Raw genomic sequence first — 15,028 nt, forward strand, 5'->3', positions numbered from 1 at the left:
TTAAGATTTGGCTGCATTGCTGGCCAGATCATGCAAAATCGGACAGTCAGGGCGGTTGTTGCCCTGACAGTTCTGCGCCAGATGGCGCAAAGTATCAGCCATTTCGCGCAATTGTTCCATCTTCGCTTCTAGCTCAGCCACATGGGTGAGGGCTATTTGCTTCACATCGGATGAAGCGCGGCTGTGGTCTTGCCAAAGCGTCAGCAAATCTTTGATCTGATCCAGTGAAAAACCCAAATCGCGACCGCGCCGGATGAAACGCAATGTTTCCACATCCCGTTTGGAATAAACGCGGTAGCCAGCCTCGGTACGGCCAGCCTTTTCAATCAGCCCGACCGTCTCATAATGACGGATCATTTTGGCACTTATGCCCGATGCAGTCGCTGCCTCGCCAATATTCATCATGTTAAAGCTCCTTGGGTTGTGCTATATATAGGGCATCTTCTTAAAGCTTACAAAATAATTCACGGGACAGCGTTGAACTATATGTTGACCTGTGCGCGCAATGGCTATCTATATCTAGTGGTCAAGGTCTCTCGAATCGCAAGATAGAGAGATAATAGGGAATCCGGAAGAGATGGTGTTAACCGCCGCTTAAACCGGAGCTGCCCCCGCAACTGTAAAGCGGCGAGTTTTTGTTCTTACAGCATCGACCCGAAACCGGAATCGGTTATCGAAAGGTATGATGCGTAAATTTTAGATTAGAGCGTTTTTTATACGTCCTGCCGGACGCATGGCGCTCTAAGAAGTCACTGAGGATTATCCTTGGGAAGACGGACAAAAGCACCGACCCGCCAGCCAGGAGACCTGCCCTGACACCAAATGTTCTCCCTGGGCGGGGTGTCCCGGTGATGTGCTGGCAACAGAGCGGACGTTTTCGTTCGCGCTCTTTTTCATGCATGCATCCGTTTGACCTTGCCCCCAACAAAATTGGGGTAAGCCAATGTCGACTTCTATCTCACGTGAGCCTGCTGACGGCGACGCTTTTTCTGTCGTAAATGCAGCTAATGATTCCGAACCGGGTTATCAGGTTATTCGTCGTAACGGATCAGTGACACCTTTTGCAGGTGATAAAATTGCTGTTGCGTTGCAAAAAGCTTTTCTCGCGGTTGAAGGCACCAGTGCTTCTTCATCGCGTCGTGTTCATGATGTGGTGGCTGAGCTTTCTGAAGCTATTATTGCTGGCCTTACCCGCCATGCAACGGCAGGCCGTACTTTCCATATTGAAGATATTCAGGATCAGGTCGAACTGGCTCTGATGCGCGGCGGTCATCATAAAGTGGCGCGTGCTTATGTGCTCTATCGTGAAGAACGTGCACGCGAACGTGCCGAACAAGTGGCACAAAATCCGCAGGCAAAGCCGCAATTGCAGATGAAAAGCGCCAGCGGTCAATTGGTGCCGCTTGATGAAGCCCGCCTCAAACATGTCATAGAAGAGGCGTGTTTTGGTTTGCCTTCAGTTTCATCCGAAGCAATTTTGACCGAAACAAAACGTAATCTTTATAGCGGTATTACGCAGGATGAGCTGGCGCTTGCACCTATCTTGGCTGCGCGTACTCTGATTGAAACCGAGCCGGACTATTCCAAGGTCAGTGCCCGTCTTTTGCTGGATAAGCTGCGCCGTGAAGTGCTGACCTTTGTTGAAGGTTCCCCGCGCGAAGCAACGCATCAACAGATGTGCGAGCTTTACCCGAACTATCTGAAATCCTACATCCGTGTCGGTATTGATGCCGATCAGCTTGATCCTGAACTGGCGCTGTTTGATCTTGATCGCATGGCCGCAGCCATTCAACCGGATCGTGATCTGCAATTTGATTATTTAGGGCTTCAAACCCTGTATGACCGCTACTTCCTGCATGTGGAAACTAAACGTTTTGAACTGCCGCAAGCTTTTTTCATGCGTGTTGCCATGGGGCTTTCCTTACGTGAAGAAGATCGCGAAGCGAAGGCGGTCGAGTTCTATAATCTGCTTTCAAGCTTTGATTTTATGGCTTCAACGCCAACCTTGTTTAATGCCGGTACACGTCGCCCGCAATTGTCTTCCTGCTTCCTGACCACCGTTCCGGATGATCTCGACGGTATTTTCAAAAGCGTTAAAGACAATGCGCTTCTGGCTAAATATTCCGGCGGTCTGGGCAATGACTGGAGCCGTGTGCGCGGCCTTGGTGCACGTATCAAAGGCACCAATGGCGAAAGTCAGGGTGTTGTCCCATTCCTTAAAGTTGCCAATGATACTGCCATTGCGGTTAATCAGGGCGGCAAGCGCAAGGGCGCTGTCTGCGCATACTTAGAAACATGGCATATCGACATCGAAGAGTTTTTGGATCTTCGTAAAAACACCGGTGATGATCGTCGTCGTACCCATGATATGAACACGGCCAACTGGGTGCCGGATTTGTTTATGGAACGCGTGGAGAAAGACGGCGACTGGACTTTGTTCTCGCCGGATGAAACCCCTGATTTGCATGATCTTTATGGTCCGGCCTTTAAATATGCTTATGAAGCCTATGAGCAGAAAGCGGCTAAAGGTGGCATTAAAACCTACCGCACTCTGAAGGCCAAAGACCTGTGGCGTCGTATGCTGACGATGCTGTTTGAAACCGGCCACCCTTGGATCACCTTCAAAGACCCGTGCAATATCCGCTCGCCGCAGCAGCATGCTGGCGTGGTGCATTCATCCAATCTCTGCACCGAAATTACGCTCAACACATCCAATGATGAAGTGGCTGTCTGTAATCTGGGGTCTGTCAATCTGGCAGCGCACACAACACCGGAAGGCATTGATCAGGCTCGTCTGGAGCGCACTATAGCAACTGCTATGCGTATGCTCGACAATGTGGTGGACATCAATTTCTACACCATTCCGGAAGCACGTCGCTCAAACCTGCGTCACCGTCCGGTTGGTCTCGGTCTGATGGGCTTCCAGGATGCATTGCAGATTTTGCGTTTGCCTTATGCGTCGGAAGAAGCGATTAAATTTGCCGATCAGAGCATGGAAGCGATTTCCTATCATGCGATTTCTGCATCCGTTAATCTGGCAGCAGAACGTGGCAGCTATCAGAGCTATGAAGGTTCACTTTGGTCAAAAGGAATTTTGCCAATCGACTCACTGCGTATGCTGTCAGATGCGCGAGGCGGAGTTGCTTTTAATGAGGATGCAACCCTTGACTGGAAGGCATTGCGTGAACGCGTCAAAACTGTTGGTATGCGTAACTCCAACTGTATGGCAATTGCTCCGACTGCAACTATTTCCAATATTTGCGGCGTGTCGCAGTCTATCGAACCAGCCTACCAGAACCTGTTTGTAAAATCGAACATGTCGGGTGACTTCACAGTGGTGAATGCCGGCCTTATCCGTGATCTGAAAGCCCGCGATCTGTGGGACGAAGTGATGATCTCTGATCTGAAATATTTCGATGGCAGCATCGGTCAGATCGATCGTATTCCGGATGATCTGAAAGCACTTTATGCAACGGCTTTTGAAATCGACACAGCATGGCTGATCGAAGCTGCAAGCCGTCGTCAGAAGTGGATTGATCAGGGGCAGTCGCTCAATCTTTATATCGCTAATCCAAGCGGCAAGAAGCTTGACGAATTGTATCGCCTTAGCTGGCATCGCGGCTTGAAAACCACTTATTACCTGCGATCACGCTCTGCCAGCCATGTGGAAAAATCCACTTTGAAGGGCACGGATGGCAAGCTGAATGCGGTGTCGGTCGCACCAATGCAGAGTATTCCGGCATCCGATGTGCGCGCTTGTTCTATTGATGATCCGACTTGTGAAGCCTGTCAGTAACCGGCGCTGTTGTAGTTCCCCTTTGTTTTCTAAGGATTTTATAATGTCTAATCTTGATTGGTCAGAGACCGGAGAAAATCAGGCTGCTGTTCATCATGATGCCGATGCAACGGGTCTGGGCTCGATTGAGCGTAACGCGGCACGTGTAACGGTTGATGAAAAGCGCATGATCAATGCACGCGCTGACGTCAACCAGTTATTGCCGCTGAAATATAAATGGGCATGGGAAAAATATCTGGCCGGTTGTAACAATCACTGGATGCCGACTGAAGTGTCCATGCAGGCAGATATTGCCCTATGGAAATCCAAAGACGGCCTGACCGACGATGAGCGCCTGATGCTCAAGCGCAACTTAGGCTTCTTCGCCGCTTCGGAAAGTCTGGTTGCCAATAATATCGTGCTGGCGATTTATCGTCATCTGACCAACCCTGAATGCCGCCAATATTTGCTGCGTCAGGCGTTTGAAGAAGCCGTCCATACCCATACTTTCCAGTATATTGTGGAAAGTCTGGGCCTTGATGAAGGTGAATTGTTCAATATGTACCGTGAGGTGCCATCGATCACCGATAAGGCTGCATGGGCGCTCAATTACACCCGCAATCTGGATAATGCCGAGTTTAAAACCGGTACACCAGAAGCTGACCGTGACTTCCTGCGCGATCTGATTGCGTTTTATGTCGTGTTTGAAGGCATGTGGTTCTATACCGGTTTTGCGCAGCTTCTATCCCTTGGTCGCCGCAACAAAATGGTGGGTATTGCCGAGCAATATCAGTATATCCTTCGCGATGAATCGATCCATATGAATTTTGGTATCGACGTTATCAACCAGATCAAACATGAAAACCCGCATCTCTGGACGAAAGAGTTCCAGCAAGAAGTGCGCGACATGTTGCGCGATGCAGCAGAACTGGAAGCAGCTTATGGACGCGATACAATGCCGAATGGTTTGCTGGGGCTGAATGCTGCCCTTTGTGAGCAATATATGCACTTTATCGCCAATCGACGCTGTGCGCAGCTTGGCTTGGAAGCCGTTTTCCCTGAAACGGATAATCCGTTCCCGTGGATGTCGGAAACAATGGATCTGAAGAAGGAGAAAAACTTCTTTGAGACCCGCGTGATCGAATATCAGAACGGCGGCGCTTTGAGCTGGGATTGATATTCACAGCTCTTTTCCAATGACCATATAAGAAAAGCCCCGCCGGTCAGCTGATCGGCGGGGCTTTTTTTGGTCAGACTTGGTAGTCTGTGGGAGGAATTTTAAGCAATAAAGTCGCTCTGGGTGCCGTGCGCTTCAATGGCTTGTGCCAAACGCAACAGTGCATGGACATAAGCACCGGTACGCAATGAGAAATTTTTCTCTTTCGACAGCTCCCAAATTGCACGGCCTTCGCGTTCCATGATGCTCTGGAGGCGCTGATGGATTTCTTCCAAAGTCCAGTAATAGCCCTGCTTGTTTTGTACCCATTCAAAGTAAGAAACGGTTACACCACCGGCATTGGCCAGAATGTCAGGCAGGACAATCACGCCTTTTTTCGCCAGAATTTCATCAGCTTCAGCAGTCAGCGGGCCATTGGCAAGCTCGACAATCAGCTTGGCTTTGATGCTTTCAGCATTGCCTTCATGCACCATGTTTTCCATGGCTGACGGCACCAGAACATCACAATCAGCAGCTACCAGTTCAGCCGGTGTCATTGGCTTATGGCCATGCTGACCAATGGTGGAAACAACCGACTTGCCCTCAGCTTTGGCAGCAAAAAGGCTCGCCAAATTCAAGCCTTCATTACACTGAACTGCACCTTCCGAGTCGGAAACAGCGGTGATCTTGTGGCCGTCGGCGCTGAAAAGCCGTGCCATATGCTGACCGGCATTACCAAAGCCCTGAATAGCAACACGCAAATCACTGGCAAGACCCAAATCACCGGACAGGTGACGCACGAGATAGTAGCCACCGCGTGCTGTTGCATCATCGCGGCCAAGCGAACCACCCAGCGCCAATGGCTTGCCGGTGATCACCGCCGGTGAGTGCTGATCGACGATTTGTGAATATTCGTCAGCCATCCAACCCATGATCATGGAGTTGGTGTAGACGTCCGGTGCCGGAATATCACGGTCAGGGCCCAGAATATGGGCAAAAGCCTGAATATAAGCACGGGACAGACGTTCCAGCTCAGCTTTGGACAATTTACGCGGATCAACCTGAATAGCACCCTTGCCACCGCCATAAGGCAGGTTCATCACGGCGCATTTGAAGGTCATCCAGAAAGCAAGCGTTTCAACTTCTTCAGCTGTTGCATCCGGATGGTAACGGATGCCGCCTTTGGTTGGGCCACGGGTATCATCATAACGGCAGCGCCATGCAAGGAATGATTTGCGCGATCCGTCATCCATACGGATCATCAAACGTACTTTCATGGTCTCGCGCGCGAATTTTAATTTTTCGATCACATCCGCGTCGATATTAATATGGCTTGCAGCCTCATCCAGCCGCACTAATGCATTTTCAAGAAGATTGTCCTGTGACACGAAATCACCTTTCTTGCGTATGGCGTTATGAAAATATATTTTTGGAACCCCTTTATGCACATCTGCGCAATAAAAGGAAAGAAAAAAGGACAGTATTATTGTCCTATTTTTTATTTCCAATCCTCATTTTTTAAATTTTTCTGAAATATTGTGTGATTTTCGCATCAGTCAAAATCATGACTCATGCGCGCCAGATTTAATAAATCTGTCATGATTTATATAAAGCGCTGTCACAATCGCTGACTAACAATTCTTCCGTACTCAGTGTCCTCTCAAGGTCTTTAAGACGATAACAATTGGCATTTTTCCGGCATGCAAAGGGGCAGAACCAAAAATGGTTCCGGTCGGTTGTCAGGGAAAACATCCGCTAAAGGGGTTTGATAAAACCATGCGTCATCTTGTTAAACTACTGTCTGCCACCACAGTTCTGTCGGCTGCGCTTTTAGCAACCGCATCGCAAGCTGCAACTGTTTATCCGCTTGACCGCGCAACGATTCTTGCCGGCTCGCCTTTTGATTTCAAAGTTGAATTCGACAATGTCGTCAAAGCAGATGATGTCAAAATCACCGTTAATGGCGAAGATTACAAAACTGTTTTCGGCAAAGATATTGAATTTATCGCGGCTGAAAAAGACGCATCAGACAAAGAGCTGGGCTCGGCGGTCATCCTGCGCTCATTGGCTTTGCCCAAAGCCGGCGCATACACAATTGAAGTGCAGGCCGGTAACGACAAGAAAAGCGTAACCTGGGATGTTTACGGTACATCCGATGCGCCTAAAGCAAAAAATGTCATCTTCCTTGTGGCTGACGGCTTGTCTGTTGCCCACCGCACCGGCGCGCGTCTTATGTCGAAAGGCATGACCGAAGGTAAAGCTGATGGTCGTCTCAATATGGATGATCTGCAATATATGGCTTTCATCGGCACATCTGCTACCAATTCGGTTGCCACTGACAGTGCCAATACGATGTCTGCTTATATGACCGGTCATAAAACGGCTGTGAATGCACTTGGTGTCTATGCCGACCGTACACCGGATACTCTGGATGATCCGCGTGTTGAAAATATTAGTGAAGCACTGCGCCGTCAAACCGGCAAATCCATCGGTATCGTGACCAATTCTGAAGTGCAGGATGCAACACCTGCGGCCGTTGCTTCGCATACGCGCCGCCGCGCTGACAAAGCCGAAATAACCGGTATGTTGCTGGAAGTGCAGCCCGATGTTCTTTTGGGTGGTGGTTCTGCCTACTTCCTCAATAAGGAAGTGCCAGGCTCCAAGCGCAAAGACGACAAAGATTATATCAAAGAGTTTAAGCAAGCCGGTTATGCCTTGGCAACCAGCAAAGAAGAGCTTGAAAAGGCAGCTTCCAGCGAAGGTGATAAACTGCTCGGCTTGTTCCATACCGGTAACATGGATACCGCCATGGATCGCATTATGCTGAAAAAGGGCACAACGGATAAATTCCCTGATCAGCCGGGTCTGGTTGAGATGACAGACATTGCCCTGAAAAAACTCTCTCAGAACGAGGAAGGCTTCTTCCTGATGGTTGAAGCGGCAAATGTCGACAAGATGTCTCATCCGCTTGACTGGGAACGCGCTGTATATGACACGATTGAGTTCGATAAAGTGATCGGTCTGGCGCAGGAGTTTGCCAAGAATAATCCGGATACGATGATTGTTGTGACCGGTGACCATACTCATGGCTTGTCCATCATCGGCACTATTGATGACAATAAGCCAGGTACTGACATGCGTGAAAAAGTCGGCACTTATGACAAGGCGGGCTTTACCAATTATGTCGATAGCAATGGTGATGGTTACCCGGACAGTGTGGATGTCAGCCCGCGTCTGGCACTTTTCTCCAGCAACTTCCCTGACTATTACGAAACCTTCCGTCCGAAGCTGGATAATCCTTTTGTTCCGGCTGTCAAAAACGAGAAGAACGAATATGTCGCCAATGAAGCCTATAAGGATGTTCCGGGCGCAGTCTTCCGTGAGGGTAATCTGTCACGTTCTGAAAGCACCGGTGTGCACTCGGTCGATGACGTTGTGTTGCAGGCAAGCGGTGCCGGTGCCGATCTTTTCCGTGGCTATATGGAACAGAGCGACGTTTACAAAATTCTGGCCGAAGTCTTCGCCCTTGGCGTGGATAAGAAATAAGCCTGAGTTTGAATGAAAAAATGCCGGAAAGAAATTTCCGGCATTTGATTTTTAAGGGGTGAGCCATGTCATTTTTATCAACAATGTCTTTTTTATCATCAATGCCACGTCGTGATTTTTTGAAGCTTTTGAGCGCCGCACCTTTGGCCTGTGTCGCCTCCGGCCTGCCGCAGGCACAGGCGGCTACAGGCAATTTAAGCTTTGCCGAGCTTTACAGTAAGGTAAGTGTGCTGGGCTTGGAGTTTTCTGAAAAGGTCAAATCGCTCAACGGCGAAAAAGTGGTGATGGGCGGATTTATGGCACCGCCTCTAAAGGCCGAGGCAGACTTTTTTGTTCTGACCGAAATTCCGATGTCGATCTGCCCTTTCTGCTCATCCGATGCGGATTGGCCGGACAATATTCTGGTGGTTTATCTCGACAAAAAACAAACCTTTGTGCAACCGTCAACCTTGATTGAAGTAACGGGCAAGCTGGAAGTCGGATCATGGACAGATCCGGAAACCGGCTTTGTCAGCCTGCTGCGTTTGCGTGAAGCACGCTACAAGGTTGCGTGATATGCAACTGGTTTTAGAAAATATCAGCGTGAATTTTAAAGGGCTTTCCGGGCCCGCTTTGCAAATTGACCATTTGAACATTGCCAATGGTGCGGTGGTGGGGCTCACCGGTGCGTCCGGTTCGGGAAAAAGTACTTTTATCAATATTATCAGTGGTCTTGCCCGTCCGCAAAAAGGCGTGGTGCGCTGGGGTGAGCAGGTCATCAATCAGTTGTCGGAAACAGCGGCTGATCGCTGGCGAGGGCAACATATTGGCCTGATCATGCAGGATTTTTATCTCTTTGACGGCTTGTCGGCGCTGGAAAATATTCTGCTGCCGCTGCGTCTGGCCGGAGGTGCGGATAAGCAAGCCGCCATGCGTGCCCATGAATTGCTGGAGCGGGTGGGGTTAAAACGACCAGATCAATCTGTGCAACTGATGTCTCGCGGGGAAATGCAGCGCGTGGCAATTGCCCGTGCCTTGCTGCGCAAACCTGCCATCATCATTGCTGATGAGCCGACAGCCAGTCTGGATAAGGAAAATGGTGCTTCCGTCGGCAGTCTTATTCTGGAGCTGGCGATGCAGGAGAAATGCACCACCATCATTGCTTCGCATGATGATCGCCTGACATCCAGATTAGCACGTATAATCAACCTCTCCGCAGGGAGAATTGTTGCAGATGTTTAGATTTATCGCCGCAGATTTAAAGCGCCATTGGCTGGGTGCTTTGGCACTGGTGTTGCTGGTTGCATTTGCCACGGCTTTGAGTGTCGCTGTTACTTTGCAGGAGCGCGCTTTGCGCCTTGGCAGTGCGCGTGCTGCCGATCATTTTGATCTTGTAATCGGTGCTGCCGCCAGTGAAACGCAATTGGTGCTGTCATCGGTTTTTCTGCAAACATCATTGCTGCCTTTAATGGATGGCAATGTGCTGGAAAAATTAAGCCAAGACCCGCGTGTGGCATGGGCGGCACCTGTTGGTTTTGGTGACAACTACAAGAATTATCCGATTATTGGCACCACTACAAAACTGGTAGAAACTTTAAGCCCGAAACTGGCATCGGGAAAAATGTTTGCCAATCACAATGAGGCCGTTGTCGGTGCTAATGTGGATGTGCGTGCTGAAACACAGATGGTGCCTTTACATGGGAATGCAGGTGAGGGTGGCCACCATCATAATGAAATTGCTTATAAAATGGTTGGTCGCATGGCACCTACAGGTGGCGCTTGGGACAATGCAATTTTAGTGCCGATTGAAGCGGTCTGGGCAGTGCATGATATGGAGCATGACCATAATCATGACGATAGTGAAGAAGCGTTGCAAACTAGTTTTGAGCATGGTGCAGCAGGGGTTCCGGCAATCATCGTCAAGCCCAAAACTATTGCTGATGCCTATAAACTCAGACAAGAATATCGCGGTAATGGCACAACGGCAGTCTTTCCGGCTGAGGTACTCACCAATCTTTACGGAATGCTGGGCAATGCCAAATCAATCCTGATGTTCGTGGCATTGGGGACGCAGATACTGATTGCCTGTGCTTTGATTTTTGTTGCACTGCTGCATATCGGCGAACGGCGCCGTCAAATCGGAGCTTTGCGTGCATTGGGTGCATCACGGGGCAAGATTTTCACATTGGTCTGGTCTGAAGTCGCCATTTTGCTGGGTGCGGGAATTGTCGCCGGATTTGGACTGGGCTTTGCGGCATCCAAAATGATGTCGCGGATTGTCACGCAGTCCAGTGGCTTTGCCATGCCGGTATCTTTTGAAATGCAGGATCTCAATAGTATGATCATCATGCTGGTTGGCGCTTCTGTGATAGGCTTGCTTCCGGCACTTATGGCTTATCGTCAATCGCCCGTGAGTGCATTGCGTGGTTGATTGAATTTTCCGATAGAAAACTTGATTTATTAAGTTTAGAATTCAAGGTGTCATTTAAAGTGACACCTTTTTTATTTTTGCCGGTGTTTTTACGGTCAGGCAGGAGAGCGGCGATGCAGACAACAGGGCAGCTAACGGGACGACAATCAGGCTCGGTGCAAATCATCACCACCCAATGTGTGATTGCGGGTTCGGGGCCGGGTGGTTTGATGCTTGGCCTGTTGCTGGCACGTGCTGGTGTTGATGTTATTGTTTTGGAAAAACATCCTGATTTCCTGCGCGATTTTCGCGGTGATACGGTGCATCCGGCAACGCTTGATATTATTGACAAGCTCGGTCTTCTGGATGAGCTTTTGAAAGTACCGCATACGCAAGCGCCCAAACTTCATGCCGAAATTGGCGGGCAAAATGTCACCATTGCTGATTTTTCACGCCTGCCGGTTAAATGCCGTTTTATTGCTTTCATGCCGCAATGGGACTTTTTGAATTTTCTGGCGCGTGAAGCCAATAAACTGCCGAATTTCCGGCTGGTGATGTCGGCAAAAGTGACCGGCCTTATTGAAAACAATGGCCGTATCGAAGGGCTGATGGCTGAAACCCCTGCAGGTATTACCGAGATTAAAGCTCAATTGGTTGTGGGCGCAGACGGGCGCAATTCACTGGTGCGCGCAAAAGCAGGGCTGGAAAGCACCAGTTTTGGCGCGCCAAGCGATGTGTTGTGGATCAGGCTTTCACATCAGCCTGAAGACCCGCCCTATACGATGGGGCATGGCGGCCCCCGTCAGGGCTTTGTGATGGTGGATCGTGGTGAGTATTGGCAATGCGGCTATGTGGTGCGCAAGGGCAGTTTTGCGCAAGTGAAAGAAAAAGGGCTGGAAGCCTTTCGTCAGGCGGTGGCGGAAGTTTCACCACTTTCACCTGATCGCGTGGAGGAAATCACTTCATGGGATGAAGTGCATTTGCTTTCCATCCGTATTGACCGGCTCAATCGCTGGTGGCGCTCCGGTCTGTTGTGCATCGGCGATGCGGCACATGCCATGTCGCCGATTGGCGGTTTCGGAGTTAATCTGGCGATACAGGATGCCGTTGCAGCGGCTAATATTCTGGCGGTTCCTTTGCGCAAAGGCACACTCAATGACCGGCATTTGATGCAGGTTGAAAAACGACGTGTTTTTCCCACCAAAGCTATTCAGAAAATTCAATTGATGATGCAATCAAGCAGCAAAAAACGCCGGAATAGTGACGTGAAACGTAGTGGCCCGCCGGCTTTTGTCAAAGGAATCGCCCGCTGGCCGATTCTGGCTCATTTGGCCGGCCGATTAGTGGGGATGGGGGTGCGCCGCGAAAAATTGCGCAGTTCTTTATTCAAAACACGCTAATAGCGCTTCAGCCAATAAGCCCGTTTGCCTGACATGATTGCGAGCCCTGACATCTCTGACATCCCTGACATTATTGCAGGCAAAAGGCTGCATTGCTTTGCATAAAGCGTAAGTCTGCTTGCTTAATACGACTGTCAAAAGAAAAGGGGAGAAGGGTTAAATGGCGCGCCCGAAAGGATTCGAACCTCTGACCCCCAGATTCGTAGTCTGAGGCTGTATCAAATTTCCTGCCCGTCAGAATGCATCTGGAAGCATCAAGGGCATTGCAAAACCCCTTTCCCTAAAGCATTGTTGGCCACAGCCTCAGTCTTTAGGAGCATCAAGCGATCATGAGCATTCAGGAAAAATCTGCTTCCACGCCCAATTTGGCTTCCAAGTTGCTTCCGAAATCGAACGTGGTTCATCTGCCGGGGGCAAAGCGTCGTGCCTCCGTCCCTAGCACGTTCACGAAGACGAGCGTCAGTCGGATGCACTGCCCACAGGGGCAAGCGGAAGCGTTCTTCTGGGATGCGGGTTGTCGCGGTCTGGGCATTCGGGCGCTCGGCTCGCAGCGTCGAACATGGGTCTATCAGTACCGGGATGAGCACAAGCGCACCCGGCGCATCGCCTTGGGCGATCTGACCGCGGTCAGTTTGGACGCGGCTCGAGAGGCGGCGCGCCGCCATGCCGCGAGTGTGACGCAAGGGACGAACCCATCGGTGCAGAGGAAGGCAGCGCGCGGGGCCGTTTCCATGCTGGGTGTGGTGCAGAATTATCTCAGCTATGCACAAACGCTCCAGCGTCCCCGGTCCTACGCGGAAACTGAACGCCACTTGATGCGACATGCGGCCTCTCTGCATCATGATCGGGCAGAAGCGGTGAGCCGGCGAGACATAGCGTTGCTTCTTAGCCGCGTAGCGGAAACCTCCGGTCCCATTGCCGCTAACCGGCTGCGGGCGGCGCTTAGCGCACTCTGGACGTGGGGGCTACGCAGCGGGACCATCGAGTCAGGAAACAATCCCGTCGCCTTCACACTACGGCAGCCGGAAAAAGCGCGCGAACGTATCCATAACGATGGAGAGTTGAAAGCAATTTGGCAAGGGACGGATGGAGAGGGCGATTATGCCCGGATTGTTCGTCTATCCTTGCTCACAGGCTGTCGCCGAACAGAAATTGGCGGATTGCGCTGGGATGAAATTCACGGTGACCGGATCGTGATCGGGGCGGAGCGGATGAAGGGCGCACTGGCGCATGAGTTGCCGCTGTTGCCGATGATTGCCGCTGCGCTCCCCGCTCGACCCGAAGAAGACGGAGGTAGTGTCTTCGGCAGGCGGGGGAACGGCTTTTCGGGATGGAGCAAGAGCAAGCAGGCGCTTGACGCAAAGCTAGCCAAGACGAACCCAAACATGCAGACATGGAGCCTTCACGACTTGCGTCGGACCTTTTCAACGCGATTGCATGATGCGGGGATAGAGCCCATCGTTATCGAGGCGCTGCTTGCCCATAAGCAGCAGGGCGTGGCTGCCGTCTACAATCGCGCTTCATTTCGCGAGGCGAAGAAAACAGCGCTGGAGCAGTGGCACCAGCTTCTTTCAGCGGTTGTCGATCATGACTAAGCTTAAATTCATTACCACAATCACTGAGCCCGAAATCGAAGAGAAAAGACAGCGCGAGTACGACAGATTGGAGAAAGCTGCTTCTGGCAAGCGCGGTCAGCCCCCGAGGACCGCCCGGCTGGCCAGTTTTGCGGTGTTTGTTGATTATCTCGTAAGCAAGGGAATTCCATTCGCCAGCGCTCGCGAAAGCCGGATGAACAGGGCGGTTCTAAAGCGACACAACAGGCGGACTAAGAAGGCGGGGGAGATCGCGAAAAAAGCGGACGAAGCTACCAAAAAGGCACAGGAGACGATGAGAGCCGCTGAGGAGGCAAAAGGAACGAGTGGAGAGAAAAGGGCGGCTGAGGTGGCGATGGAGGCGAAACAAGTGGCCGAAGATGCAAGGAGGGTCTCAGACCCCCGAAAATCGCGTTACAAGGCAGTAACGCCGGACGCAATAGAAGAACTGCTGAGAAAAATCAAACATTTACGATAGTCGAATAAACGCCCCCGTCACAAACGGCGAAGCACGTGATTATTGAGAAGCCTTCTATCATACCAAAGAGGGCTTCCGATGGAACACAAGAGCACAGACCCGTTGTTAAGCGAAAAAGAACTTTCAGCTTGGCTGGGACTGTTCTAAATTTTGTGTAAGTGCCTTTATTTTCCCTTATCCTGTTTGGATAGACATAAAGAGGTACTTCACATGGATGAAGCCAAGATTAAAAATTTAGCTCTAGAATTAGCTAAAGGGTTGAAGTCTCATGAGGATTTGAACCAAATTTCCTCTATTTTCAAAAAGGTCATGATCGAAGCAGCTCTTAACACAGAGCTTTCCGAGCATCTTGGCTATGAGAAGCATCAACCACGAAAAACGTCTAATGCCCGTAATGGCTTTAGTGAGAAGACCGTCTCTTCTCCGGATGGTCAATTAACCTTGGAAATTCCCCGAGATCGGGACGGTTCATTCGAGCCGCAGCTGATAAAAAAGCATCAAACACGTATCACCAGTATGGATGACCAAATCTTGTCGCTTTATGCCAAGGGCATGACGAATAGAGAAATCGTGGCTTTCTTCAAAGAAATGTATGATGCAGACGTTTCCGCCTCCCTCATTAGTAAGGTTACGGATGCTGTCATTGAACAGGTCACCGAATGGCAAAACAGGGCATTAGACAGCCTTTATCC

At 50.4% G+C, this 15,028-nt stretch carries 12 protein-coding genes and 1 riboswitch; of the genes, 10 read left to right on the forward strand and 2 right to left on the reverse strand.

All coding sequences use genetic code 11. The features are described from left to right. Positions 1-402 (reverse strand): Cu(I)-responsive transcriptional regulator, encoded by a 402-nt coding sequence (gene cueR, locus FHS77_RS11255; RefSeq protein ID WP_184223416.1) that lies wholly within the window; start codon positions 400-402, stop codon positions 1-3. 110 nt (positions 403-512) lie between these two features. Next, a riboswitch (cobalamin riboswitch) is annotated at positions 513-829 on the forward strand. Positions 830-943: 114 nt separating this feature from the next. On the opposite strand from cueR, the gene FHS77_RS11260 reads away from it, so the two are divergent. After that, positions 944-3,796, forward strand: coding sequence for a ribonucleoside-diphosphate reductase subunit alpha (locus FHS77_RS11260; RefSeq protein WP_184223367.1), 2,853 nt, complete (start codon positions 944-946; stop codon positions 3,794-3,796). A 43-nt stretch (positions 3,797-3,839) separates the two neighbouring features. After that, on the forward strand, positions 3,840-4,952 hold the full coding sequence (locus FHS77_RS11265) for a ribonucleotide-diphosphate reductase subunit beta (RefSeq protein ID WP_184223369.1): 1,113 nt from the start codon (positions 3,840-3,842) through the stop codon (positions 4,950-4,952). A gap of 101 nt (positions 4,953-5,053) precedes the next feature. Here the strand turns inward: FHS77_RS11265 and FHS77_RS11270 are convergent, their stop codons facing one another. Then, positions 5,054-6,319: a Glu/Leu/Phe/Val dehydrogenase dimerization domain-containing protein gene (locus FHS77_RS11270; protein ID WP_184223371.1), complete on the reverse strand. Its 1,266-nt coding sequence runs from the start codon at positions 6,317-6,319 to the stop codon at positions 5,054-5,056. Positions 6,320-6,707: 388 nt separating this feature from the next. On the opposite strand from FHS77_RS11270, the gene FHS77_RS11275 reads away from it, so the two are divergent. From FHS77_RS11275 to FHS77_RS11310, 8 genes are all read left to right on the forward strand, one after another. Then, on the forward strand, positions 6,708-8,477 hold the full coding sequence (locus FHS77_RS11275) for an alkaline phosphatase (RefSeq protein WP_184223373.1): 1,770 nt from the start codon (positions 6,708-6,710) through the stop codon (positions 8,475-8,477). A gap of 83 nt (positions 8,478-8,560) precedes the next feature. Continuing rightward, a complete protein-coding gene (locus FHS77_RS11280) occupies positions 8,561-9,031 on the forward strand; it encodes a twin-arginine translocation signal domain-containing protein (protein ID WP_374786253.1) in 471 nt (156 codons plus the stop codon). Between the two features lies 1 nt (position 9,032). Next, positions 9,033-9,698, forward strand: coding sequence for an ABC transporter ATP-binding protein (locus tag FHS77_RS11285; RefSeq protein ID WP_184223375.1), 666 nt, complete (start codon positions 9,033-9,035; stop codon positions 9,696-9,698). After that, complete coding sequence (locus tag FHS77_RS11290; protein ID WP_184223377.1) at positions 9,691-10,887, forward strand: ABC transporter permease; 1,197 nt, start codon at positions 9,691-9,693, stop codon at positions 10,885-10,887. The genes FHS77_RS11285 and FHS77_RS11290 overlap by 8 nt, the downstream gene beginning before the upstream one ends. Before the next feature lie 113 nt (positions 10,888-11,000). Next, the gene (locus tag FHS77_RS11295) at positions 11,001-12,266 is read left to right on the forward strand and encodes an FAD-dependent oxidoreductase (RefSeq protein ID WP_184223379.1); all 1,266 of its coding nucleotides are present in this window, start codon (positions 11,001-11,003) and stop codon (positions 12,264-12,266) included. Between the two features lie 329 nt (positions 12,267-12,595). Then, positions 12,596-13,861, forward strand: a complete 1,266-nt coding sequence (locus FHS77_RS11300) for a tyrosine-type recombinase/integrase (protein WP_184223381.1) — start codon at positions 12,596-12,598, stop codon at positions 13,859-13,861. Then, positions 13,854-14,336, forward strand: coding sequence for a hypothetical protein (locus FHS77_RS11305; protein ID WP_184223383.1), 483 nt, complete (start codon positions 13,854-13,856; stop codon positions 14,334-14,336). Before FHS77_RS11300 ends, FHS77_RS11305 begins: the two co-directional genes overlap by 8 nt. A 210-nt stretch (positions 14,337-14,546) precedes the next feature. Beyond that, on the forward strand, positions 14,547-15,028 hold a 482-nt coding region (locus FHS77_RS11310; protein WP_184223385.1), incomplete at its 3' end, for a transposase.

Origin of the sequence: Paenochrobactrum gallinarii (assembly GCF_014205685.1) — a bacterium.
Classification (GTDB): domain Bacteria; phylum Pseudomonadota; class Alphaproteobacteria; order Rhizobiales; family Rhizobiaceae; genus Paenochrobactrum; species Paenochrobactrum gallinarii.